A 23,599-nucleotide genomic window follows, 5' to 3' on the forward strand; every position below is an offset into this window, starting at 1 on the left:
GTCAGCCGGCGCCGAAGAAACGGCCAAACACGCCCGTTCCCAGTGCCATCGCCACCGGGAAGTGCGTCGCCGCCAGTGCCGAGGCCGCCACGCACATTCCCACCATGGCGTAGGCGCTCACCGGGATCAGCACCAGCCATTCCCGCCGGGAGCCGGCCCGGCCTAGCAGCGGGACAGAAAAAGCGCCGTTGGCCCTCCAGACGTCGTTGATCACCGGCAGTTTCCTCAGGAACCTGGGCGGCTTGATGACGATCGGCCAGAGCAGCGGGACGCCTCCGGTGGTGATCATGTCACCCACGATGTGGACCACCACCCCGGTCAGCATCGAGACGGGCAGCCACGTCCACTGGTCGGGGGCGAACCACGTGACCAGTCCTGCCATCGTCAGGGCGAACACCCAGTTGCTGATGAAGCCGGACTTGGGGAACAGCTTCAGCGCTTTGGCGGCGATGTTGATCATGAACATGCACAGCAGCCCGGCACCCACCGACAGCAGTCCCCAGTCTGTCTGCAGCTGGATCTGCCCGGCCACCATGGCCAGCAGGACGAAGAACGCCGCCCCCAGCACGGAGTGGGTGCCTTGCCGGTGCCCGCCGCTGGCGTTCTCAATGCCCGCGGCAATCATGTTGGACAGCGGCGGCAGGGAGTTGGCCACCGTGCTGTGCCGGTGGTCCCAGTCGCACACGAGCGCGGTCCCCGCCGTCGCCATTCCGCCGATCAGGATTCCGGTGGCATCAAGGGGATACCAGCCCAGCGTGTACGGCCCGGTCGAGGCAATAGCTACCCACGCCGCGGCCCCTGACGCGGCGTGATGTCCTCCCATCAAGTCCTACCCCACCGCCAGCGGGGCGTCGGAAAAGATGTTGCGGATGACGCCGTTGGCCCAGTCCAGGATTTCGGCATCCTGCAGGTCCCTGCCGCCGATCTTCGCGGTCTTCGGCTTCGGGATCAGAACGGCATCGAGGGCAGGCTTGGGCTGCGCGCCGGGGTACATCCTGGCCAGTCGCATGACCTTGGACTCCGGCAGCTGCGCCGGAGAGAATTTGATGAAGTTACCCTGCAGGGCGACGTCGGAGAGCCCGGCCTCGCGGGCCCCCACCCGGAAGCGGGCCACGGCGATGAGGTTCTTGACCGGCAGCGGGGGCTCCCCATAGCGGTCCACAAGCTCGGCCTGGACCTCCTCAATGGCTTCGTTGGTGATGGCGGAGGCCAGCTTGCGGTACGCCTCCAGGCGCAGCCGCTCCCCCGGCACGTAGTCGTGCGGCAGATGGGCGTTCACCGGCAGCTCGATCTTCATCTCGGCGGCCTTTTCCTCGGCGTCGCCGCGGTAATCTGCCACCGCCTCCCCCACCAGACGGATGTAGAGGTCGAAGCCCACACCCTGGATATGGCCGGACTGCTCGCCACCCAGCAGGTTGCCCGCGCCGCGGATTTCGAGGTCCTTCATGGCCAGTTGCATGCCGGCACCAAGTTCATTGTGCGTGGCCACGGCTTTGAGCCGCTCCAGTGCCACCTCGCCCAGCGGCTTCTCGGACGGGTACAGGAAGTACGCGTAGGCACGTTCCCGGCCACGGCCCACCCGGCCACGGAGCTGATGCAGCTGCGAGAGGCCGTACTTGTCAGCGCCGTCCACGATCAGGGTGTTGGCGTTGGAGATGTCCAGGCCTGTTTCGATGATGGTGGTGCACACCAGCACGTCGAACCGCTTCTCCCAGAAGTCCACGATGATCTGCTCCAACCGGCTCTCGGACATCTGCCCGTGCGCCACTTCCACGCGTGCTTCCGGAACGAGTTCCCGGATTTTCGCCGCCGTCCGTTCGATGGTGGACACGCGGTTGTGCACCAGGAACACCTGGCCCTCGCGCATCAGTTCGCGGCGGATGGCTGCCGAGGTCTGCTTGTCCGTGTACGGGCCCACGTAGGTGAGCACCGGGTGGCGTTCCTCCGGCGGCGTGGCGAGTGTGGACGTTTCCCGGATACCCGTCAGGGACATCTCAAGCGTGCGCGGGATCGGCGTGGCGCTCATGGCCAGCACATCCACGTTGGTGCGCATCTTCTTCAGCGCTTCCTTGTGCTCCACCCCGAAGCGCTGCTCCTCGTCCACGATCACCAGGCCCAGGTCCTTGAACGCGAAGTCCTTGGACAGCAGGCGGTGGGTGCCGATAACAACGTCCACGGAGCCGCTCTTGACGCCCTCCACGGTCTCCTTGGATTCCTTGGCCCCCTGGAAACGCGAGAGTGCCTTGACCCGGAGCGGGAAACCGGAGAAACGCTCGGTAAAGGTCTCATAGTGCTGCTGGGCGAGCAGCGTGGTGGGCACCAGGACCGCCACCTGTTTCCCGTCCTGGACCGCCTTGAAAGCGGCCCGCACGGCGATCTCCGTCTTGCCGTAGCCGACGTCGCCAGACACCAGGCGGTCCATGGGAATCTCCCGCTCCATGTCCGCCTTGACCTCATTGATAGTGGTCAGCTGGTCCGGAGTCTCCACATACGGAAAGGCCTCCTCCAGCTCCCGTTGCCAGGGCGTGTCAGGCCCGAAGGCGTGGCCGCGGGAGGCCATCCGCGCGGAGTACAGCCGGATGAGTTCGCCGGCGATCTCCTTGACGGCCTTGCGGGCCTTGGACTTGGTACTGGCCCAGTCCGAACCACCCATCTTGCTGAGCACAGGCGTGTCGCCGCCGACGTAGCGGGTGACCTGGTCCAACTGGTCCGTGGGGACAAACAGCCGGTCCCCGGGGGCGCCGCGCTTGGACGGGGCGTACTCCAGGACCAGGTACTCGCGGACGCCGTCGCCGCCACCGGCAACCCTGCGCTGGATCAGCTCCACGAACCTGCCGATCCCATGCTGTTCGTGCACGACGTGGTCGCCGCCCACCAGCTGCAGCGGGTCCACGGCGTTCCGCCGCTTAGACGGCATCCGCCGCATGTCCTTCGTGGAGCTGGCAGAGGTGCGTCCCAGCAGGTCGGCTTCGGTCAGCAGGCCCAGCTTGAGGCTGTCCAGGACAAAACCGCGTCCGACGGCGGCGGTGGTCACTTCGATGATGCCCGCCTGGGGTTCCTGGTCAAGGGTGTCCACCCTTGCGCAGGGGATGTCGGCGTCGTGGAAGAGTTCCGCCAGGCGCTGGGCAGGTCCGGGGCCTTCGGTGGCCACCACGATGCGCCACTGGTCCCGGACGTGCGAGCCGATGAAGTCCATCATTTCGGCGACGTCGCCCTGGTACCCGCGGGGTTCCCGCGCGTGGAGGTTCAGGACATCGATCTCCGGCAGCAGTTCCTCGTCCGTTGCAAGGGACGTAATGGACCACCAGGAGACCTCGTGGTCCAGGGAGGAGCTGCGGGTGTCGGCCAGGGACCGGAAGCTGGCGGAGTGCAGGGCCGCTGATGCCTGCGAGCTCAAGTCCAGGGGCGCTGTTCCGCCGTCGGACGCGGTGGACCATGCCGCCTCGAGGAACTCTTCGTTGGTGGCGGCAAGATCGTGTGCGCGGGTGCGGACCTTTTCCGGTTCTATGACCACGGAGATGGAACCGGCGGGCAGCTGCTCCACAAACGGGACCATCGCATCCACCAGCACCGGCGCCAGTGACTCCATGCCTTCCACGGTGATCCCGCCGGCGATCTTCTCCAGCATGTCAGCGGCCGCGGGGAGCTGCTGCTTGAGGGTCGCCGCCCGGGACATCACCGACGGCGTGATCAGGATTTCACGGCAGGGCGGGGCGTGCAGGACAGTGGGGTGATGCAGGCCGGGTGAGGACAGCGAGCGCTGGTCAGCGACGGCGAACCAGCGCATTTGGTCCACCTCGTCACCGAAGAACTCCACCCTGATGGGATGGTCCTCGGTGGGCGGGAAAACATCGATGATGCCGCCGCGGACGGCAAACTCGCCACGGTGCGTGACCATGTCCACCCTCGCGTAGGCAGCGTCGGCGAGGCTCCGCACAACATCGGAGAACGGCTTTTCCTGGCCAACGGTCAGGGTGACCGGAACCAGGTCACCCAATCCGGCGACGATGGGCTGGACCACCGCGCGGACCGGCGCCACTACCACCCGCAGGGCTCCCGCCGTCGAGGTTTCCGGGTGCGCCAGCCGGCGCAGGACGGACAGCCGCCGTCCCACGGTGTCTGAACGCGGCGAGAGCCGCTCGTGGGGCAGGGTTTCCCAGCTGGGGAACTCAGCCACCGCATCGGCCGGGAGATAAGCACGCAGGGCGGCTGTCAGGTCCTCTGCTTCGCGTCCCGTCGCGGTGACTGCCAGCACCACAGCCGGGTTCCCGCCGTCGGACGTTCCCCCTGCGTCGCCGGCTGCGGCCAGGCCGTCTGCCATTTCTGCCAGCAGGACGGCACGGAGGCCGGCCGGTGCGCTGATCTGGTAGTCCTGGCCCCGGACGTCGAAACCCCTGGCGGCCTCGGCCCTGACCCGGGCGAAAGACTGGTCCTCGGCCAGGACACGGCGCAGTCCATCAAGCGGCGGACCGGGATGGGACGTACCGGTGCGGGAGGCGCTCGGGCTCATGGCAGAAACTCCTGTGGGTCTTCAAGGGGATCGCAGGCAACGCGAAAACCCGAAATTCGCTTTCGAATCCCGGGTAGTCCCAGCCTACCCCTGCCACACGACAGATTACGCTTTCAGGACCGATGGCCGTCCGGACGCCTTGCCGCTCCGAATCGCACAGTGACCGAATCGCACAGTGACACGAAGGAGCCAGCATGACGGGCACAACTGAGAGATCACAAGGTGACGCAGCCAAAACCGTGCTGGTTACGGGTGCAACCGGCTACATCGGCGGCAGGCTCGTCCCGCGGCTCCTGGAGGCCGGCCACACGGTGAAGGTGCTGGTCCGGACACCGGCCAAGGTCGCCGGCGTGCCGTGGCTGGATGACGTTGAGGTGGTCCAGAGCAGCCTTGACGACGGCGGGGCGCTGCGGACGGCGCTGACAGGGGTCGACGTGCTGTACTACCTCGTCCATTCCATGGCCGCCGGCGCAGGCTTCGAGTCCAAGGAAAAGGCCATGGCGGAGACCGCCGCCCATGCGGCCGCCGATGCGGGGGTCAGCCGGATCGTCTACCTGGGCGGCCTGCACCCCTCCAGCGGGGAGTTGTCGACCCATATGCGCTCCCGGGAAGCTGTCGGCAAAGCCTTCCTTGACAGTCCCGTGGACGCGGTGGTCTTCCAGGCCGGGGTGGTGATCGGTTCGGGATCTGCCTCCTTCGAGATGATCCGGCACCTGTCCGAAGCCCTGCCGCTGATGCCGGCGCCCAGCTGGGTCCGCAACAAGATCGAAGCCATCGCCGTCCGGGACGTGCTGCATTACCTCGTGGGCGCCGCCTCCCTGGCGGGGCCGGTCAACCGCACGTTCGACATCGGCTGCCGGCAGGTGCTGAGCTACGCGGGCATGATGAAGGAGTACGCCGTCGAAGCCGGCCTGCCGCACCGCGTAGTGCTCGCCCTGCCCATTCCCGCGCCCCGGCTCGCCGGCATGTGGGTGGCCCTGACCACGCCCATCCCGCTGTCCATGTCCCTGCCGCTCGTCGAATCACTGCAACACGACGCCGTATCCCGCGAGCACGACATTGATTCCTTCATCCCCGTGCCTGCGGGCGGACTGACTCCGTACCGGCGCGCGGTTGCCTTCGCCCTCGGAAAGGAGCGGGACGGCCAGGTGGAGACCACCTGGGCCAATGCCGGAGCCGACGCCGATCCCCTGCCCAGCGATCCGGACTGGGCCGGCCACACGGTCTTCGTGGACGAAAAGACCTTCCATGGGAACGTTGATCCTGCCCATGTCTGGACCGTCATCGAGGGCATCGGCGGCCGGAACGGCTGGTACTCCCTGCCGCTCGCGTGGCAGGTGCGGGGCTGGCTGGATAAGCTCACCGGCGGCGCGGGGCTCCTGCGCGGACGCCGGCACCCAAGCGGTCTCGCTTCCGGCGAAGTGGTGGACTGGTGGCGCGTGGAACACATTGACCGCGGCAAAATGCTGCGCCTGAGGGCAGAGATGCGCGCCCCCGGACGCGCCTGGCTGGAACTGTCCGTGGAGCCCGACGGCGCGGGCAGCCGCTACCGGCAGCGGGCCATTTTCTTCCCGAAGGGCCTCAGTGGGAGGCTCTACTGGCTGGCCGTGCTTCCCTTCCACAGCCTTATTTTTCCGGCGATGTCGCGCAATATCACGGCCGCCGCCCGGAAACTTGCCAGTGCGGAAGAGGCGCCTGGAACCCCGTAGGATGTGGGAAGCAAAAAGCGTTCTGACCCCAGATCCTACGGAGGACCCATGGCACTGAGTGCAACCACTACCCTTCCCCACGCCGTCGACAGCGTCGCTGCCGTTTTCATCAACGAGGACTTCCAGCGGCACACGAGTGAATTTGTAGGCGGGACACTGGAGTCCTTCGCGGTGGACGGCGATACTGCAGGAGCCTTCAGCACCACCTCCGTCCGCACCCTGCCCACTACCCGCCTGCCGGAGATCGCCCGCAAGTTCGTGGGTGACAAGCTCACGGTGACCCAGGTGGAGAACTGGGACGCCCCTGCTGCGGACGGTTCCCGCCAAAGTAACATCACGCTGAAGATCGCCGGCGCTCCCCTTGACGTGACGGCAGTCCAGCGGCTCGTTGCAGAAGGCGGCAGCACCCGCGTTGAGCTGGAAGGCAACGTGACCTCGTCCGTCCCCTTCCTCGGCGGAAAGATCGCCGATGCTGCCGAGCCCATGGTCGCGAAGGCCCTGAACATCCAGTCACAGCAGGCCCAGGCCTGGCTGGAAAGCCACTGACGCCATGCAGCTCCCCTTGTTCGCGGCCATTCTGCTGATCATCGCAGGCACCTGGTCGCTGGCAGTCTGGCCGCAATTCCTGCGCCGGGTGATGAAGGATCCCCGGGCGCGGGACGCCGCCGGCAAGGCAACGAAGTTCCTCAATGTGCACCTGGTGCTCGTCAGCATCTCGATGGTGCTGGGGGCGGCAACGGCAGTGATCGGGATAATAGCCCTGCTGGGCTAAGCCGCCTGGTTCAGGGCATCCTCGGCCGCCACCCAGGAGATCATGGCGCACTTGACCCGGGCGGCGTAACGGGCCACGCCTTCGAAGGCGGCTGCGTCGCCCAAAACCTCAGGATCGGCGTGGATCTTGCCGCGGGACCGCAGGACCTCGCGGAAACTGTCGATGACCGCGTGGAGTTCTGCTACGGAGAGCCCTTCGGCCAGCTCGCTCAGGACAGAGGCTGAGGCCATGGAGATGGAACAGCCCTCACCGTCCCAGGAAACTTGTGCGACTTTGCCGTCTTCAACCGCAACGCGAAGGGTGACCTCGTCGCCGCACACGGGATTGAGCTGGTGCGACTGCCCGGTGGCCGCGCCCTCGGGCGCGGCCACGCCGGCCAGGCCGCTGCCGTGGCGGACTTTGGAATGGTCGAGGATGATCTGCTGGTACAGCTGGTCAAGGCTCATTTTCAGTTACCTTCGGTACTCGCTCTAGACGCGGAAATAGGACCGGACTCCGGCGACGGATTCCAGGAACGCGTCGACGTCGTCGGTGGTGTTGTACAGGTACGCGCTGGCCCGTGTCGTTGCGGTCAGTCCCAGGCGGCGGTGCAGCGGCTGGGCGCAGTGGTGCCCCACCCGGACGGCGATGCCCTGCGAATCGAGGAACTGGCCGACGTCGTGGGCGTGCACTCCCTCAACGTCGAAAGCCGCGAGGCCGATCCGTTCCTGCCCTGCGGCAGGACCCAGGACCCGTACCCCCGGGATGTTTTCCAGGCCCGCCACCATACGCTGGCCCAGCTCAGACTCCCACCGATGGACGCGGTCCAGACCGGTTTCCGTGAGGTAGTTCGCCGCTGCCGCGAGGGCAACCGCCTGGGAAATCCGCTGCGTTCCGGCTTCAAACCGCTGCGGAGCCGGGAGGTACTCGGCCTGCTCCATGGTGACAGTAGTGATCATGGAGCCACCGGTCAGGAACGGCGGCAGGGCGTCCAGGAGCTCCTGCTTGCCGTACAGCACCCCGATTCCTGTGGGCGCAAGCATTTTATGGCCGGAAAAGACGGCGAAATCCACGTCAAGGGCCTTCACGTCCAAGGGCAGATGCGGAGCGGACTGGCAGGCGTCCAGGACAACCAGGGCCCCGGCTTTCCGGCCCAGTGCCACCAGTTCCTGAACGGGATTGATGGTCCCCAGCACATTGGACGCATGGGTGAAGGCAAGGACTTTCGTCCTGCTGTCCAGAATTTCGGCGGCCAGGTCCATCCGCAGCCTGCCGGCATCGTCGATGGGGATAAAACGGAGCGTGGCACCGGTCCGGAAGGCAAGCTCCTGCCAGGGGATGAGATTGGCGTGGTGCTCCATCTCCGTGACCACAATCTGGTCACCCGGTCCTACAGCCAATTCCTGGAGCCTGGCATCGCCGCGCCCGTGCGCTGCCCACAATGCAGCGTTGGACAGTGCGTAGCTGACAAGGTTGAGGCCCTCGGTGGCATTGGACGTCCACACCGTTTCGGAGTAGTCGGCGCCAATGAAGTCGGCCACAGTCTGGCGGGCGTCTTCGAAGACCTCGGTGGCTTCCACGGCAAGGAAGTGGGCACCGCGGTGCACAGCAGCGTTCCGTTGCTCGTAGAACTCCTGTTCCGCCTCAATCACGCTAAGCGGGTTCTGGGAGGTAGCGCCGGAATCCAGGTACACCAGCGGACGGCCGTTCACCAGTTGCCCAAGCACGGGGAAGTCGTTCCGGATCCGCATCACTTCGGCATTGTCCATGGCCGGCAAAGCCCGTTCCAGCGTGGCTGGGGTTGTTACTACGGCCAAAACTCACTCCTTGAGATGTCAATGGATGACACTCAATTGTCCCACAGCACGACTGTGGCGGCGCCCCTGCGGGGGCAGCCGCCACAGTCGTTCCGGGCTTCAGCCGGAGAGTGGAGGGCCGGCGACGGCTGGGGGGAGAGCCTCGGTCTCAGAAGACTCTGACGTCGCCGGCCCCGTCTCGGTCCGGCCCTTGGGAGCCGGAAGTTGTAGTGCGAAGAGGCCTTTACTAAGTCTGGCAGCGGGGTCTGCGGCTTGTTTCGATCCGCTTTCTTCCTGCTTGTATTAGTAAATCGTGCCGGGCCGCCGAGTACACGAGTAGGGGGTACTCGACTTTTTCGCGCCGTTACTACGGGTTACGCGGTGCCGATACGCGCATTTGGCAACCAACCACCTAGGAGGTCCCCGGGCACACCCAACCACCCCGCGACCGGCGGGAAATGGCGGCTGGGGCGGGAATTCTGTTTGCGTTGCCTACTTTGGCAGGGCCGAGGCCAGCTCGTCGCGGCTGCGGACGCCCAGCTTGACATAGGTTCGGTACAAGTGGCCTTCCACTGTGCGCACTGACACCATGAGCCGCTGGGCAATCTCCCGGTCGGTGAGGCCCTGTACGGCCAGCTCCACGATGTCCTGCTCGCGCCGGGTCAGGTGCACTGCCGGCGCCGCGGCGATGAAGTGCCCTTCCCGGAACCGCTCACCCAATTCGTGGTCGCATTTCTCCCGGAGGGCGATTGCCTGCCGGGACCGCCGCCGTTCGCCGGACTGTTCCAGAACAGTGCTGGCCCTGGCGTAGGACTCCCGGGCCAGGTTGACGAATCCGCTCGCTTCAAGGTTCGCGGCAGAGTCCATCAGGGCATCGGCGTCTTCGGACTCCCAGTTCCGGGCCAGCGTCAGCAGGGCTGCCGCCCACCGGCCTTCAACCTTCCCCGCGAGGGCCGGCACCAGTGGAATAACGGAGTGGTCACCCAAGTCCCAGCAAATGGCCAGTAGCTCAAGGTTCATCCCCTCCCGGATCGAGACTTCAGAGGTGGTTGCCAGCGTGTGGATGGAGGCCAGGCCCTTTCCGTCACGGGCCACGTACTCTGCCGCCGCAGCGGCATACGCCTTCGCGAGGAGCTCGTTGGCGGGTGTGCCGGTGGTTGCGCCTTTGTAGTCCAGCTCCAGCCGCGCGGCCTGCGCGGCATCACCGAGCCGTGCCGCAACGTAGAAGCCCAGCGATGAACCGAACCGGAACAGCTGGAGCGGGTCATTGAGCCTGAGTGCTTCGACGGCCGGAAGCAGCAACTGGTAGGCACGTTCTATCCGGCCCTGCCGCAGCAGCGAGTAACCCCTGAGGAGCTGAACACCGCCGTTGAAGCACGCTGCCCCGGCGGCCTGCTCTTTCGCGTAGTTGGCCAGCTCCCGTTCGGCCGACTCCCACTCACCCACGGCCAGGTAGTCCATGACCAGGCGGCCCAGGACAAATTCGTTGAAAAAGAACACACCGTCGCGGAGCGTCGGAAGTTCCGAGGCGGCCAGCAATGCGGCATCGAGGCCCTGGACGCCGCGTCCCGCCGCCGAGAGCGCATGGGAGTGAAGCGCGAGTCCGATGGCCCGGAGGGCGTCATCAGCCGGTTCTGCGGGGTTGCGGCCCCTAATGTCCTGGACAACCTCACCCAGGGCGTTGTGGTCGCCGGCTTCGCCGAGCTCCAGGAGGTGCAGCATCTGGTCCTGCCAGGGCCGCCCGAGGTCGGGATAAGCAGGGGAATGGCTTGGCGTGCCGGATTCCGCTTCCGCCGGGCGGGCGGAGGAAGGTCCTTGCAGCAGTCCGGCTTGGCGCAGGAGCTCACGGGATTCAGCGACAATCGCTGCCACTGGCTGTCCCAGGGCCTGATGAGCGGCTATGCGCAGCAGCAGGACGTGGGCCGCCTCGGAACTGTCCGTAACCTCCAGCCAGCACCGATCCAGCGCATTGGCTGCCTCGGCATAGTGGGCCTCGTTGAACAGGGCCCTTGCCTGAATTGCGCGGGCGCGCGGTGCCAGAAGGGGATCCTGCACCCTGGCGGCCATCGTGCGGGCGCTCCGGTTCCGGAACCCGGCGATGGCAGTGGCAGCCGCCTCAAGCAGTTCAGGTTCTGCCACCTTTAGCCCGCACTCCAGCGCCCATTCGGCGGCCCGCAGCCTGCCTTCCGCGCTCGACGGCGGAGCCTCCTGCTGGGCGCGGAGCTTTTCAAGCAGCTGCAGGCTGCGTGAGACGGACACGCTTTTCCTGACGGCCTCACCGATGACGGCGTTCCACACCCTCAGCACGGCAGGGCTGCCGTTGCCTTCCACGAGCGTCTGCTGGTCCAAGAGGGTACGGACCAGCTCGGCTCCGCAGATGTCCTCAATCACCTTGCGGCTCACGGGCTCGGCCAGCGCAACCAGCTTCAGTGCTTCCTGTTCCTCAGGCCGGCGCCGGAGGAGGTCCTTGGAGACCACGGCCGTAAGTCTGGCGCCGTCGGAAGGCAGCGGCCCAAGCAGCATCCAAATGCCGTTCCGTTTGGCGAGTACCCCCTGCTCTGCAGCGTCGTGGAGCAGGGCGTCCAGGATCCGGGGGTTGCCCCCTGAGGCGCTCCAGATGGAGTCAACCGTCCCGGCGGGTACAGTGCCGTCCAGGATGTGCGCAAGGACTTCTTCGATCTGCTCCCGGTTGAGCGGCCGCAGGTCCACCCGGTCAGCCAGGCCGTCGTACCAGAGCTGGTCCAGTGGCTGCGGCAGCCCAGGGCGCGGCCTGCCGGCGGCCACGACGCTCGCCCAGCCGGCCGAGATCATGTCTGCCACTATGCCTGCACTGGCGTCGTCGAGGTGATGGGCGTCGTCGACCACCAGCAGCAGCGGGGTGTCTTTGCCGTTCTTGAGTTTCTCGAAATACGTCCATACGGACCGGAGTACGGCCACCGGGGAGACGGAGTCCTCCGCCGTCAGCTCTGCCGTGTACGGAGTCAGCACACCAAAGGGCACGCCTGACAGGGACGAACTGCCGTGAATCCGCAAAACGATCATTTCCGGGGATAGTCGCTCGGTGATGGCTTCGGCCAGGGCTGACTTCCCGATGCCGGGCCCTGCCATCAGGAAGACGGCCAGGCTGGTACGGCTGCGGATGATGTTGCAGATGCGGTCCAGCGGCTCCCGCCGTCCCGTAAGAAGGCGGGCCGCCGTGCCCGGTCTGGGTGCGTTGCCGTTAGACGAGTCCAGTCAGATCACCCCTGGAAGTTACTCCGAGTTTGGTGAAGACCTGGTACAGGTGGCCTTCAACGGTACGGACCGAGACGCCCATTTCAAGTGCGATGTCCCGGTTGGACGCTCCCCTTCCGGCCAGCCGTGCAATCTGGCGCTCCCTGCTTGTCAGCAGGGGGCTGCCGCTGCTCGGCACAATCGGAAGGTTGGCGACGGTGGCAGCCAGTATATCCAGCCGCGCCTGCGCAGTCCTGGCCGACACGGAGTCACCGACCTGGCGTGCGTAGTCCACGGCAAGCGCCATGCACCGTGCTTCCACGGCGTCCAGTTCGAGGGTGGCCGCGAGCTCGCCGCCGGTCAGCAGGACCTTCGCGTCCTTGGTCCTGCTGCCCACGGCGATCAGGCGGGAGATCTCCGCCAATGGCCCCTGCCGGTGTGCCGCCACCTGCTCCATAAGCCTGAACTCGGCATCGGTGGCGTTGATGGTGGCTCCCAGCAGACTGATGCCGGCCAGTGTGAATCGTCCGGCCTCGATGTTCCGGCGCGCGGACTCCTTGAGCCGGGTCGCGGCGTCGTTCTCCCCGAGCCACCGGCCCGCCATGTCAGCGCAGAATTCGATGATGCTGCCGGTCAGGAAGTCACACGGGCCCGCGGAGCGGTGAAGCTTCTCCAAGTACCTGCGTGCCTGGCCTGCGTTCCCGATCTGGGCGTACGCCAAAGCGGTCGCGGCGTAGGCGGAACGGAGGGAGCTTTGCACGGGCCGGAGCTCCAGCTGGGCCGCGGCGGACAGCAACGGATCGAGGGCAGCGGCTCCCCTCCCGGAATATACGTAGGCTATGCCCGCAGCCAGCTCGGTGGCGGCGCTCCGGTACGGGAGCCGGTGCGCCCCACGTGTCCCGGGCGGATCAAGGAGGTCGATGCAGCGGCGCCACTGCCCAGCGATCAGCAGGACAGAGTACGCGCGGCTGGTGTACTCCTCGCGGAGGCCCACGATCTCCGCAGCGTCCGAGATCTGCCCGCCGAGCGCCCGCATCAGGCTCAGGGCGTCCATTTCGCGCCCGGTCAGGGACAGCGCAGTCATGAGAATGACGGAGGCATTCATCCTGAACGAGACGTCGGGGTTGCTGGCGGCATCAGAGGCAGCTTCGAGGGCGGGAACCATGGACGCGAAGTCGCCCACGAAAGCCTTGTATTCAAATTCGCTGAGGCTGATGCGGTTGGCGGCCACGGCCTGCGCGGACGGCCAACCGGCCGCCAGCTCCGGGCCCACACCCAGCCGTGTCCTTGCCTCGGCCAGCATGCCCGGTACCTTCCCCGTATGTTCCGGCAGCCAGACCATAACCGTGGACTTGGCCGCCACCACCTGGGCGTATTCCTCTGCGTCCAGGTTGTCCAGCTGAGGCTGGGTAATGTCGTCGAGGGCGGCCATGGCCTGAATGGGCAGATCCAGCAGGAGGTACGCCGCGGCCTTCTGCCGCTGTCCAGCCACCCACTGGGGGTCATTCCGGGTCAGGGTCTCGGCGTAGGTGAGGGCAGAATGCGGGTCGAAGAGCTGGACGGAGGCTTCTGCGGCGGCCAGAGCCATGGCGGGGCTAAGTTCCGCCTCGCACTCGCGAGTCCAGGCCGCAAAGGCCATCAGCTCCTCCACGGTCATGGAGGCGGGGTCCGGTTCCTTGCCGCCCAGCAACTGCGTCCGGAGTTCCCGGCGCCGGGCGATGCTGAGCCATGAGCGGACGACGTCGCCAAGGTACTTTTCACGGAGGGAGACCCAGCGGCTGTCAGTTCCATCGATCTTGAGGAGGCATGCGTCTTCCATGTCTGCCACGATGCCGGCACCAAAGATCGACGTGAGGCGGGACAGTTCCACGCTGCGGGCACAGGAGAGCATTTCGATGACGCCACGTGTCTCCGGTGTCTTCCGCGCCCACCTGGAACGCACGATGTCATCCAGGCTGGCCGCGCCGTCGAGCACTACCTTGTCACGCAGGGTCCAAACGGAATCCGAGAGCACCAGGTTCCCGGATAGCTGCTGCTCCGTCACCAGGGCTTTCAACAGCAGGGGGTTTCCGCCCACCATGCTGTGGTAGATGCTCACCAGGGAGGCCGAAACGCGGTGGCCCAGCAAGGACAACAGCACCTGGCGGGTTTGCAGCTCGTTCAGGTTGTCCAGCCTGACTTCGGTCAGGCGGCGCTCGGTGAGCAGCCAATGGAAATCCGCCGGCAGGTCACTGCTCTTAGGCGCGACAGCGACGATCCGGGCTGTCCCGGTCAGGAGGATGTTCAAGAGGACGCCGGCGCTCATGTCATCGATGCTGCCCGCGGTGTCCAGGGTGATAACGCAGGGCCGCCCCGCTGCGTCGCTCCTGATCAGGGACGTGATGCCACGGAGGATGGCCGTCGGGGAACCCATGTAAGCCTGGGGAAGCCGCGCCAGCAGGGAGGACAGGCAGCTGTAGGGGGTCTTGGAGGCAGGATGGCCGCTGCGCAGCTGGAGAGCCCAGATGTCCGGGCCCAGTTCGGCAACCGCCGTCCGCGCCAAGGAGGATTTTCCCACTCCCCGGCCGCCGGTGATGATCACACCCAAGGAGTTTTTGCTGGTCAGGGCTGTACGAACGGCTTCGAGGTTGGCACTCCGGGCAGGTACGGACCATCGCTGGTGCTCGGACTGTGCGGCTGTGTCCGTGTGCACCTCAACATCGTTGAGCGTTGACCCACGTCCCCAGCTGAGTGGCTCGATTGACATGAACTTATCCCCTAGATCCCGCTCTAGCGGGGATAAAGCCCCATCGCTCCCCCGCTTACGAAGAAGACTACCCCGAGGTACTGACTACTAGACAGCAAACAGGCGATTAAGTTTTATTTTGCTAGAGCTGGGACTTTGCCGGATGGAACTTCTGCTGCGCGGCGGTCAGGCCTTCCCTGACCAGCACATCCACAGCGTCTGCCGCTTCATCGAGCAGGAACGGCAACTCCTTGCGCTCCGCCGTTCCGAAATCACGGAGAACATAGTCGGCGGTGTCCATCCGCCCCGGCGGACGTCCGACTCCCACCCGGACCCGCAGGTAGTCCTTGGTGGAGAGGGCCTTTGACATGTCGCGCAGTCCGTTGTGCCCGCCTTCACCGCCGCCGCACTTCAATTTGACGGTGTTAAAAGGTATGTCGATCTCGTCGTGCACTGCGACGACATGGTCCGGTGAGATGCCGTAAAAGTTTGCCAGTGCTGCGACGGGGCCGCCGGAGACATTCATGTAGCTCATGGGCTTGGCCAGTACGACGCGGGGACCGCCGATCCCAAGGCGGCCTTCGACGACCTGGGCCCGGGCACGATGCGTCTTGAAACTGCCGCCGATCCGGCCGGCCAGCTCGTCCAGGACCATCTGGCCTACGTTATGCCTGTTGCCTTTGTACTCGGCCCCGGGATTCCCGAGGCCAACGATCAGCCACGTGTCAGTCATGCGTCAATCCTAAGGTGGGAAAACGGCAGTGGCCGGATCCCTGTGGGGATCCGGCCACTGCAGGTGTGGTCCGAAATTACTCGGCTGCTGCTTCGGAGGACGCCTCAGCGGCGCCTTCGGATGCCTCTTCGTCAGTGACCTCGGTGGCCTCGGAGATGTTGACAACCAGCGCGTCAGCGTCGGCCAGCAGGACGGCGCCCTTCGGGAGGACCAGGTCGGAAGCGTGGATGTGCTCGCCGGCGCTGCGGCCTTCGATGCTCACCTCGACGGCGGTGGGCAGGTGGGTTGCCTCAGCTTCGAGGGAGATGACGGTGAGTTCCTGGTTGTAGACGTTGCCCGGAGCAAGCTCGCCAACAACGTGCACAGGGATGTCAACGGTGACCTTTTCGCCCTTGCGGACGGTCAGCAGGTCGATGTGCTCGATGATCTGCTTGATGGGGTCGCGCTGGACATCCTTGACGAGTGCCAGGTGGCCTTCGCCGTTGATGTCCAGGGACAGCAGGGCGTTGGCGGTGCGGACAGCCAGGGTGGTGGCCTTGGCCGGCAGGGTGATGTGGATCGGCTCTGCGCCGTGGCCGTAGATGACGGCCGGGATCTGGCCGGCCATGCGGGCGCGGCGGGCGAAGCCCTTGCCGAATTCGGTGCGGACTTCTGCTGCGAGCTTCTGCTCAGACATGTATTTCTCCTTGAAGACTAAACGGTGTTCAGCAAGGGCGGAGGTCTGTTGCGACCTTCAACGCCGGGCGGCCCGCAGGCTGCCCTTCAAGAAGGGAGGTTCAGACCCAGTCGATAACGGAGACCTGCAGTCCGGTTTCCGTGGATACGGCTACCAGATGCTCTCCCTCGCCAAGGTTTCGTGGATCAGCTTACCAGCGCAGGGCCCACTTACTGAAAACGGGCCCCACGCGGGGGGCGTCTGAGTGTCAGGCGTTGCCGTCGAACAGGCTGGTGACGGATCCGTCGTCGAACACTTCGCGGATGGCGCGTCCAATCAGGGGCGCGATGGACAGCACGGTCAGCTGCGGGAAGCGCTTGTTGGGGGGAATGGGCAGCGTATCGGTGACAACCACTTCACGGGCGCCCGACTCGGACAGCCGGCGGGCCGCGGGGTCGGAGAAGACGGCGTGGGTGGCCGCGATAATGACATCTTTGGCACCGGCATTCTTGAGCACCTGGACGGCACCGGAAATGGTTCCGCCTGTGTCGATCATGTCGTCGATCAGGACACAGGTGCGGCCTTCGATCTGGCCCACGACGGTCTTGGACACGGCCTGGTTCGGAACGGTCAGGTCGCGGCTCTTATGGACAAACGCCAGCGGGGCGCCGCCCAGGCGCTCTGCCCACTGCTCGGCCACCCGGACGCGGCCTGTGTCCGGGGAGACCACCGTGATGTTGTCCGCTGCGACCCGTGTGCGGATGTAGTCGGCCAGCAGCGGGATGGCCATGAGGTGGTCCACGGGGCCGTCGAAGAACCCCTGGATCTGCGACGTGTGCAGGTCAACGCTCATGATGCGGTCGGCACCGGCGGTCTTGTACATGTCGGCAACCAGGCGGGCCGAGATCGGCTCGCGGCCGCGGCCCTTCTTGTCCTGGCGGGAGTAGGGGTAGAAAGGCGAAACCACGGTGATGCGCTTGGCGGATGCCCGCTTCAGCGAATCAATCATGATCAGCTGCTCCATCAGGTGGTTGTTGAGCGGTGCAGGGTGTGCCTGGATAACGAAGGCATCGGTGCCGCGGACGCTCTCGCCGGCACGCACGTAAATTTCCCCGTTGGCGAAGTCGTAAGCGTCGATGGGCAGCAGCTCGGTTCCCAGTTCCTTGGCGATCTCCCGGGCAAGCTCGGGGTGTGCCCGCCCTGCGGCAAGCACCAGCTTCTTCTCGCCGCGCGCCGTAATTTCGGTCATTGTTGCTTGCCCTCTTCTGTAGGTGCCTGGGTACTTGAGGAATCTTCGGTGGCCGCCTGGGCAAGCTCAGCGGAGCGCGTGCCGGGCCGGTTCGCCAGAACCCAGCCTTCGGAGTTCCGCTGCGCGGCGAGCGTCACTGCCAGGGCACCCGCCGGAACGTCCTTGCGGATCACGGCGCCGGCGCCGCTGTAGGCCCCGTCGCCCACGGTGACAGGGGCGACAAACACCGTATTTGAACCTGTGCGGACGCCTGACCCGATGACGGTGCGGTGCTTTTTCTCGCCGTCGTAGTTGGCGGTGATGTTGCCGCACCCGATGTTGGTGTCCTCGCCGATTTCGGCGTCGCCGGCATAACCCAGGTGGGACAGTTTGGAGCCGCGGCCGATCGTGACGTTCTTGGTTTCGTAGAAGGCGCCGATCTTGCCGGTCTCGCCCAGGACAGTGCCGGGACGGAGGTACGTGAAAGGCCCGACGGCGGCGTCCGCGCCGATAACCGCACCCGAACCGTGCGTCCGGGTCACCTTTGCCCCCGCACCGATGCTGACGTCGGTCAATGTGGTGTCCGGACCAACGACGGCGTCCCGCGCCACCGTGGTGGTGCCGTGCAGCTGGGTGTTGGGCAGGATCCGGACGTCCTCATCCAGTGTGACGGTGGAATCGACCCACGTGGTGGAAGGATCAACCACGGTGACACCGGCCCGCATCCACGCCTCAACTGTCCGGCGGTTCAGTTCCGCGCCGAGGGCCGACAGCTGGACGCGGTCGTTGGCGCCCTCCACCTGCCAGCGGTCCTCGGTGACGACGGCGGCAACCCGGCCGCCTGCCTCCCTGGCCAGCCCCAGGACGTCCGTGAGGTATTTTTCGCCCTGGGAGTTGTCGGTAGTGACGTGGACAAGCGCGTCGCGCAGGACGGCGGCGTCGAAAGCGTAAATTCCCGAGTTGACCTCACGGATGAGCCGCTCAGTTTCTGTGGCGTCTTTGTGCTCGCGGATGCCGGTGACCGTTCCGTCGTCCCCGCGGAGGATCCGGCCGTATCCGGTCGCGTCGTCAAGGACAGCCGTCAGGACGGTCACTGCGTTGGCTTCACGCTCATGGGTTGCTACCAGTTCGGCCAGCAGTCCGCCAGTCAGCAGTGGAACGTCGCCATAGGTGACAACGACCGTTCCAGCCAGCTCTTCGTGTGCGTCGAGGGCCGAGAGCGCAACTTCAACGGCGCGGCCGGTGCCCGGAATGTCGTCCTGGTCGACGATGACGGCGTCCGGGTCCAGGTCAACGAGGTGCTTGGCCACGAGGTCACGCTCATGGCGGACCACAAGGGCCAGCTGCCGGGGGTTGATGCTGCGGGCGGCCAGCAGCGCGTGCCCCACCATGGAGCGGCCGCCGATTTCGTGGAGGATCTTGGGGGTACGGGATTTCATCCGGGTACCGGCGCCTGCTGCCAGAACGATGACGGCGGCTGGGCCGGTAGTCTCGAGGATCACGTACGGGCTCTCCTTGCTTGTTTGCGCTGTGCTTGGGTGCGCGGTGCGCTGGGCGCGGCGCCGGCCGGGCCAGCGGCCGGTGCGACACCGAGTTCATCCTACTGGACGGTCATCGCACAGCAGTTCCGCCCATAGGATTCGAACCTATACTCCACGGCTCCAAAGGCCGGGGTGCTGCCATTACACCAGAGCGGACCATGCCGCCGGCACGAGGCCCGGGCACAAGTATTTATTTTGCCATGGGTTCGGGGCTCGATGCGACATGGGCCCGAATCCGCCTCCATCCAGGGGCTTCCCGGCGGTAAGGCATGATGGAAATGTGAGCAACGACCCTCCCCGGATCCGGATGACAGGCCTGCAGCGGCGCAGCCAGCTGATCGAGGTGGGACGCGGGCTCTTCGCCATCCGCGGGCTTGATGGAACCACCATTGAGGAGATTGCCGCCTGCGCCGGGGTCTCCAAGCCTGTCATCTACGAGCACTTCGGTTCCAAGGAGGGCCTGTACACGCAGGTGGTGGACTTCGAGTTCCGCATCCTGCTTGACGCCATCAACTCCGCCCTGACCGAAGAAGCCAAGCCGCGCATCCTGGTGGAACGGGCCGCCCTCGCCCTGCTGACCTACATCGAGGACCGCACCGACGGCTTCCGGATCCTGATGCGGGACGCCCCGCCGTCGCAGCCGGAAGGCGCCTTTTCCACCCTGCTGTCCCACGTGACCGCCCGGGTGGAACACATCCTGTCCGACGAGTTTGACCGCCGCGGCTTCAGCGCCGAGGACGGCGCCATGTACGCACAGATGCTCGTGGGCATGGTGGCCATGACCGGCCAGTGGTGGCAGGACAGCCGCCGCCCGGACAAGCACACCGTGGCAGCACACCTGGTCAACCTGGCGTGGAACGGCCTGACCGGCCTGAAGAAAGACCCGGAGCTGGCGAGCGAGGACTGAGCGCGAACGTACACTTGAGGCCCCAGGAACCGGGGCCACAAGTGTACGTTCGCGCCGATATACCTACTCGCCGAGGACTTCCAGGGCCTCCAGCCATTCGAGTTCTAACGCTTCGCGATCGCCGGCGAGGTCCTTGAGCTTTTTGTTTTGCTCGGCCAGGGCATCGAAGTCGTTTTCGGCTGTGCTTTTGACCATCTGGTCGTGGATTTTCTTTTCCTGCTGCTCGAGCTTGCCCAGCTGGCGTTCGATCCGGTTCTTGGCCTTACGGGCGTCGCGCTTTTCGGCTTCGGAGGCGCCGGATGCTGCGGGCGCGGAGCTGCCGCTGGGACCGGTGACGGGGTTGCCGCCACCGGTGATGGTGGAACCAGCCAGGGCTGATTCGCGGAGCTCCAGGTACTGGTCCACGCCGCGCGGCAGGGCGCGGATCTTGCCGTCGCCCAGCAGGGCCATCTGGTGGTCCGTCACGCGCTCCAGCAAGTAGCGGTCGTGGCTTACAACCACGAGCGTGCCCGGCCAGCCGTCCAGGACGTCCTCGACGGCGGCGAGGGTGTCGGTGTCGAGGTCGTTGGTGGGTTCGTCGAGCATCAGCACGTTCGGCTCCCCCACCAACAGGCGCAGCAGCTGGAGACGCCGGCGCTCACCGCCGGAAAGATCCTTCACCGGGGTCCACTGCTTCTCGTTCGTGAAGCCAAGCTGCTCCACGAGCTGGCCCGCCGTGAACTCTTTGCCGCCCACATTGAAGGACCGCTTCTCGCGCTCGATCACTTCGATGACGCGCAGGTCCGAGACATCGTCGAGTTCTTTGACCTCCTGAGTCAGCACCGCGGTGACCACAGTCTTGCCCCGCTTCAGCTTGCCGGAAGTGGGCTCGATCTGGCCGTTGAGGAGCTTGAGCAGCGTGGTCTTGCCGGCGCCGTTGACGCCCACCAGGCCCAGCCGCTCACCCGGTGCCAGCCGCAGCGTGATGTTGTCAAAGAGCTTCTGTCCTTCGTCGCCGCCGATGAAGTCCAGCGAAACGTTTTCAAGGTCCAGGACGTCCTTGCCGAGGCGTGCCGTGGCCATCTTGCTCAGTGCCGTCGAGTCGCGCGGCTCCGGGACGTCGGCGATCAGGGCGTTGGCGGCCTCGATCCGGAATTTGGGCTTGGCTGTGCGGGCCGGGGCGCCGCGGCGCAACCACGCCAGTTCCTTCTTCACCAGCTGCTGGCGCTTGCTTTCCATCACGGTGGCCGAGCGGTCACGCTCGGCGCGGGCCAGGACGTAGGCCGCGTAGCCGCCGTCGAACGGGTCCATGATCCCGTCGTGGATTTCCCAGGTCTTGGTGCAGACTTCGTCGAGGAACCAGCGGTCGTGTGTGACCACGAGGAAGGCACCCTGGTTGGCCCGCCAGCGGGTCTTCAGGTGTCGGGACAGCCACGCGACGCCTTCGACGTCGAGGTGGTTCGTGGGCTCGTCCAGCATGATGACGTCATGATCCTCGATCAGCAGCTTCGCCAGCGCCACGCGCCGTTTCTGCCCGCCGGAGAGGGCGTGGACGTTGGCGTGCCAGTCGACGTCGGACACCAGTCCGCCCATGACTTCGCGGATCTGCGGATTGCGGGCCCATTCATAGTCGGCCTGGTCGCCGACGATCGCCGCTCCGACGGTGAGGTCGCCGTCGAGCACGTCACTTTGATCCAGGTATCCGATGTTGACCTCGCTGCGCTTGGTCACCCGGCCCGAATCCGGGGTGGAGCGCATGGCCAGCAGGCGCATCAGCGTGGATTTACCGTCGCCGTTCCGGCCCACCATGCCGATCCGGTCACCCTCCTCCAGTCCGAGGGTGATGCCGTCCAGGACGGTGCGCGTCGCGTACGAAACCGTAAGGTTCTCGCCGCCAAGAAGGTGTGCCAAGAGGACTGCTTTCTACTGCTGAATACGAAGGGGGCTCTTAAAGGAGGGTATCGGAGATGATCCGGGCCCCGGGCACGGGCCCGTGGACTGCCCAGGCCGTCATCCCACGGTGCAGCAGATCCTCGGCGAGGCTTTCCGCTGCCGACGGGCTGTGCGCCAGCAGCGCCACTGTGGGACCGGAGCCGGAAACGATGCCCGCGATAGCGCCGAGTGATTCGCCCATCCCCAGTGTCACGCGGAGGTCCGGAGCCAGTTCAATCGAGGCACGCTGCAGGTCGTTGACCAGGACCCGGCTCAAAGCGTCCGCGTCACCGCTCCGCAGGGCCTGCAGGATTTTGGGGTCCACTGCCTCCGGTTCGGCTGCGACCACGCCTTCGGCTTCACGCAGCCTGTCCAGGGTGCGGTATACCTCCGGGGTGGACAGCCCGTAATCGGCTGCCACCAGGACCCAGTCTGTCTGCGCCTTGGCCAGCGCAGGCGACAACTCGTCCCCCAGGCCCAACCCCACAGCCGTCCCGCCAAGCAGGGAAAACGGAACATCGGCACCCAACTCCCCCGCAAGGTGCGCCAGTTCTTCCCGCGACAGTCCGCTGTTCCACAGCGCGTCGCATGCCAGCAGCGTCGCAGCGGCGTCCGCCGAGCCACCGCCCATGCCGCCGGCCACGGGCACCCGCTTGGTGATCTCGAGGTGGACCCCGGTGGCGTGTTCGGAGACGTCCGCCATAATGGCAGCGGCTTTGTAGGCGAGGTTGTTCTCATCCAGAGGAATGTCCACGTCGTCCAGGTCAAGGGTGCTGTCCGGACTGATGCTCACGGTGATACCCGGGGATACCGTGCTGGTGGCCGAGACCTCTTCATAGAGCGAGACGGCCAGGTACACGCTGGCAACCGAATGATAGCCGTCCTGCCGGAGCGGCCCGACGTCCAGGGAAACGTTGACCTTCCCCGGGGCCTTCACCCGGACGGTCCGCGCGGGGAACCTTCCCGCCAGCGCATTCACGCGTTGGCCTCACGGGCTTCGGCAATCCGGGCGAACGCTGCGATGTCGATGACTTCCCCCCGGGCTGTAGGATCGACGCCCGCTGCCACCAGGCAGCGCTCGGCTTCTGCGGCGCCACCTGCCCAGCCGGCGAGGGCCGCCCGCAGGGTTTTGCGGCGCTGCGCAAACGCAGCGTCAATCACGGCGAAGACCTGTTCGCGGGTGGCCGTGGTGACGGGCGGCTCCCTCCGGGTGAACGCCACGAGCCCTGAGTGGATCTTGGGTGCGGGCCAGAACACGTTCATGCCAATCACCCCGGCTTTCCGCATGCTGCTGTACCACGCCGCCTTGACCGACGGCACGCCATACGTCTTCGATCCGGGTCCCGCGGCGAGCCTGTCCGCAACCTCGTCCTGCACCATCACCAGGCCGTGTTGGAGGCTCGGGAAGTGCTGCAGCAGGTGGAGGACCACTGGTACGGCCACGTTATAGGGAAGGTTGGCGACGAGGGCGGTTGGTTCCACCGGCAGCGAGGTCACCTTCATCGCGTCAGCCTGGACCAGGTGGAAATCATCAGCCGCCTCGGACCGCCACTCGCTGACCGTATGCGGCAGCTTCGCGGCCAGGACCGGATCGATCTCGACGGCGACCACTGACTTTGCAGCGTCCAGCAGTCCCAGGGTCAGCGAGCCAAGCCCGGGCCCGACCTCGAGGACAGTCTCTTCAGCACCAATGCTGGCGACGGAGACGATCCTGCGGATGGTATTGCCGTCAATGACGAAGTTTTGCCCAAGCGTCTTCGTGGGCCGGATTCCGATCTCTTCCGCCAGCCGGCGTATGTCGGAGGCACCGAAGAGGGGTGCGGGCGCGGCGGGGCTCGGTTCAGTCACCTAGGTATCCTATCCCGGACGCCACGCACGCCAGGTGGCGTCAACGGCAATGGCCGGGCCCGGGAATCCGGG

17 protein-coding genes and 1 tRNA gene are annotated in these 23,599 nt (G+C 65.9%); 4 read left to right on the plus strand and 14 right to left on the minus strand.

Going from position 1 to position 23,599, the window contains the following annotated elements:
• Position 1 precedes the first annotated feature (1 nt).
• Entirely contained in the window at positions 2–823 is an 822-nt protein-coding gene (locus AU175_RS04650) for a metal-dependent hydrolase (RefSeq protein ID WP_066286235.1), read from the minus strand.
• Between the two features lie 6 nt (positions 824–829).
• A complete protein-coding gene (mfd, locus tag AU175_RS04655; RefSeq protein WP_066286237.1) occupies positions 830–4,510 on the minus strand; it encodes a transcription-repair coupling factor in 3,681 nt (1,226 codons plus the stop codon).
• Positions 4,511–4,704: 194 nt separating this feature from the next.
• On the opposite strand from mfd, the gene AU175_RS04660 reads away from it, so the two are divergent.
• Genes AU175_RS04660 through AU175_RS04670 form a run of 3 tightly spaced genes read left to right on the plus strand, consistent with a single transcriptional unit; the run spans position 4,705 to position 6,991 of the window.
• A complete protein-coding gene (locus AU175_RS04660) occupies positions 4,705–6,219 on the plus strand; it encodes an SDR family oxidoreductase (protein WP_066286239.1) in 1,515 nt (504 codons plus the stop codon).
• A 48-nt stretch (positions 6,220–6,267) separates the two neighbouring features.
• Positions 6,268–6,765 (plus strand): DUF2505 domain-containing protein, encoded by a 498-nt coding sequence (locus AU175_RS04665; protein WP_066286241.1) that lies wholly within the window; start codon positions 6,268–6,270, stop codon positions 6,763–6,765.
• 4 nt (positions 6,766–6,769) lie between these two features.
• Positions 6,770–6,991, plus strand: coding sequence for an SCO4848 family membrane protein (locus tag AU175_RS04670; RefSeq protein ID WP_066286243.1), 222 nt, complete (start codon positions 6,770–6,772; stop codon positions 6,989–6,991).
• Here AU175_RS04670 and sufU read toward each other — a convergent pair.
• The 9 genes from sufU to AU175_RS04715 all read right to left on the minus strand — a co-directional run bounded on the left by sufU (position 6,988) and on the right by AU175_RS04715 (position 19,017).
• Complete coding sequence (gene sufU, locus AU175_RS04675; RefSeq protein WP_066286246.1) at positions 6,988–7,437, minus strand: Fe-S cluster assembly sulfur transfer protein SufU; 450 nt, start codon at positions 7,435–7,437, stop codon at positions 6,988–6,990. The genes AU175_RS04670 and sufU overlap by 4 nt on opposite strands.
• Positions 7,438–7,461: 24 nt before the next feature.
• Positions 7,462–8,787 carry a SufS family cysteine desulfurase gene (locus AU175_RS04680; protein ID WP_066286247.1) on the minus strand — a complete coding sequence of 442 codons (1,326 nt, stop codon included), beginning with the start codon at positions 8,785–8,787 and terminating at the stop codon, positions 7,462–7,464.
• 471 nt (positions 8,788–9,258) lie between these two features.
• Positions 9,259–12,000 carry a helix-turn-helix transcriptional regulator gene (locus AU175_RS04685; RefSeq protein ID WP_331711949.1) on the minus strand — a complete coding sequence of 914 codons (2,742 nt, stop codon included), beginning with the start codon at positions 11,998–12,000 and terminating at the stop codon, positions 9,259–9,261.
• Positions 11,987–14,725 (minus strand): helix-turn-helix transcriptional regulator, encoded by a 2,739-nt coding sequence (locus AU175_RS04690; protein ID WP_066286250.1) that lies wholly within the window; start codon positions 14,723–14,725, stop codon positions 11,987–11,989. The genes AU175_RS04685 and AU175_RS04690 overlap by 14 nt, the downstream gene beginning before the upstream one ends.
• A gap of 121 nt (positions 14,726–14,846) precedes the next feature.
• The gene (pth, locus tag AU175_RS04695; RefSeq protein ID WP_066286251.1) at positions 14,847–15,437 is read right to left on the minus strand and encodes an aminoacyl-tRNA hydrolase; all 591 of its coding nucleotides are present in this window, start codon (positions 15,435–15,437) and stop codon (positions 14,847–14,849) included.
• A gap of 76 nt (positions 15,438–15,513) precedes the next feature.
• The gene (locus tag AU175_RS04700; RefSeq protein WP_066286253.1) at positions 15,514–16,113 is read right to left on the minus strand and encodes a 50S ribosomal protein L25/general stress protein Ctc; all 600 of its coding nucleotides are present in this window, start codon (positions 16,111–16,113) and stop codon (positions 15,514–15,516) included.
• A 247-nt stretch (positions 16,114–16,360) separates the two neighbouring features.
• Complete coding sequence (locus tag AU175_RS04705) at positions 16,361–17,341, minus strand: ribose-phosphate diphosphokinase (RefSeq protein WP_066286255.1); 981 nt, start codon at positions 17,339–17,341, stop codon at positions 16,361–16,363.
• Positions 17,338–18,822 (minus strand): bifunctional UDP-N-acetylglucosamine diphosphorylase/glucosamine-1-phosphate N-acetyltransferase GlmU, encoded by a 1,485-nt coding sequence (glmU, locus tag AU175_RS04710; protein WP_066286259.1) that lies wholly within the window; start codon positions 18,820–18,822, stop codon positions 17,338–17,340. Before glmU ends, AU175_RS04705 begins: the two co-directional genes overlap by 4 nt.
• Before the next feature lie 123 nt (positions 18,823–18,945).
• Positions 18,946–19,017: transfer RNA gene (locus AU175_RS04715), tRNA-Gln, on the minus strand.
• A 124-nt stretch (positions 19,018–19,141) separates the two neighbouring features.
• On the opposite strand from AU175_RS04715, the gene AU175_RS04720 reads away from it, so the two are divergent.
• On the plus strand, positions 19,142–19,768 hold the full coding sequence (locus AU175_RS04720; protein WP_066286260.1) for a TetR/AcrR family transcriptional regulator: 627 nt from the start codon (positions 19,142–19,144) through the stop codon (positions 19,766–19,768).
• A 63-nt stretch (positions 19,769–19,831) separates the two neighbouring features.
• Here the strand turns inward: AU175_RS04720 and AU175_RS04725 are convergent, their stop codons facing one another.
• From AU175_RS04725 to rsmA, 3 genes are read right to left on the minus strand one after another with little or no spacing between them, the layout of a single operon-like run.
• The gene (locus AU175_RS04725; RefSeq protein WP_066286261.1) at positions 19,832–21,658 is read right to left on the minus strand and encodes an ABC-F family ATP-binding cassette domain-containing protein; all 1,827 of its coding nucleotides are present in this window, start codon (positions 21,656–21,658) and stop codon (positions 19,832–19,834) included.
• A 37-nt stretch (positions 21,659–21,695) separates the two neighbouring features.
• Complete coding sequence (locus AU175_RS04730; RefSeq protein ID WP_066286263.1) at positions 21,696–22,658, minus strand: 4-(cytidine 5'-diphospho)-2-C-methyl-D-erythritol kinase; 963 nt, start codon at positions 22,656–22,658, stop codon at positions 21,696–21,698.
• Positions 22,655–23,527 (minus strand): 16S rRNA (adenine(1518)-N(6)/adenine(1519)-N(6))-dimethyltransferase RsmA, encoded by an 873-nt coding sequence (gene rsmA, locus AU175_RS04735; protein ID WP_066286265.1) that lies wholly within the window; start codon positions 23,525–23,527, stop codon positions 22,655–22,657. The genes AU175_RS04730 and rsmA overlap by 4 nt, the downstream gene beginning before the upstream one ends.
• Positions 23,528–23,599 lie beyond the last annotated feature (72 nt).

It is taken from the genome of Arthrobacter sp. B6, assembly GCF_001663775.1.
Lineage (GTDB): Bacteria > Actinomycetota > Actinomycetes > Actinomycetales > Micrococcaceae > Arthrobacter.

Coding starts and splice junctions, on each gene's coding strand:
- AU175_RS04650 (WP_066286235.1), bottom strand. CDS start 823: ATGGGAGGACATCACGCCGCGTCAGGGGCCGCGGCGTGGGTAGCTATT.
- mfd (WP_066286237.1), bottom strand. CDS start 4,510: ATGAGCCCGAGCGCCTCCCGCACCGGTACGTCCCATCCCGGTCCGCCG.
- AU175_RS04660 (WP_066286239.1), top strand. CDS start 4,705: ATGACGGGCACAACTGAGAGATCACAAGGTGACGCAGCCAAAACCGTG.
- AU175_RS04665 (WP_066286241.1), top strand. CDS start 6,268: ATGGCACTGAGTGCAACCACTACCCTTCCCCACGCCGTCGACAGCGTC.
- AU175_RS04670 (WP_066286243.1), top strand. CDS start 6,770: ATGCAGCTCCCCTTGTTCGCGGCCATTCTGCTGATCATCGCAGGCACC.
- sufU (WP_066286246.1), bottom strand. CDS start 7,437: ATGAGCCTTGACCAGCTGTACCAGCAGATCATCCTCGACCATTCCAAA.
- AU175_RS04690 (WP_066286250.1), bottom strand. CDS start 14,725: ATGTCAATCGAGCCACTCAGCTGGGGACGTGGGTCAACGCTCAACGAT.
- pth (WP_066286251.1), bottom strand. CDS start 15,437: ATGACTGACACGTGGCTGATCGTTGGCCTCGGGAATCCCGGGGCCGAG.
- AU175_RS04700 (WP_066286253.1), bottom strand. CDS start 16,113: ATGTCTGAGCAGAAGCTCGCAGCAGAAGTCCGCACCGAATTCGGCAAG.
- AU175_RS04705 (WP_066286255.1), bottom strand. CDS start 17,341: ATGACCGAAATTACGGCGCGCGGCGAGAAGAAGCTGGTGCTTGCCGCA.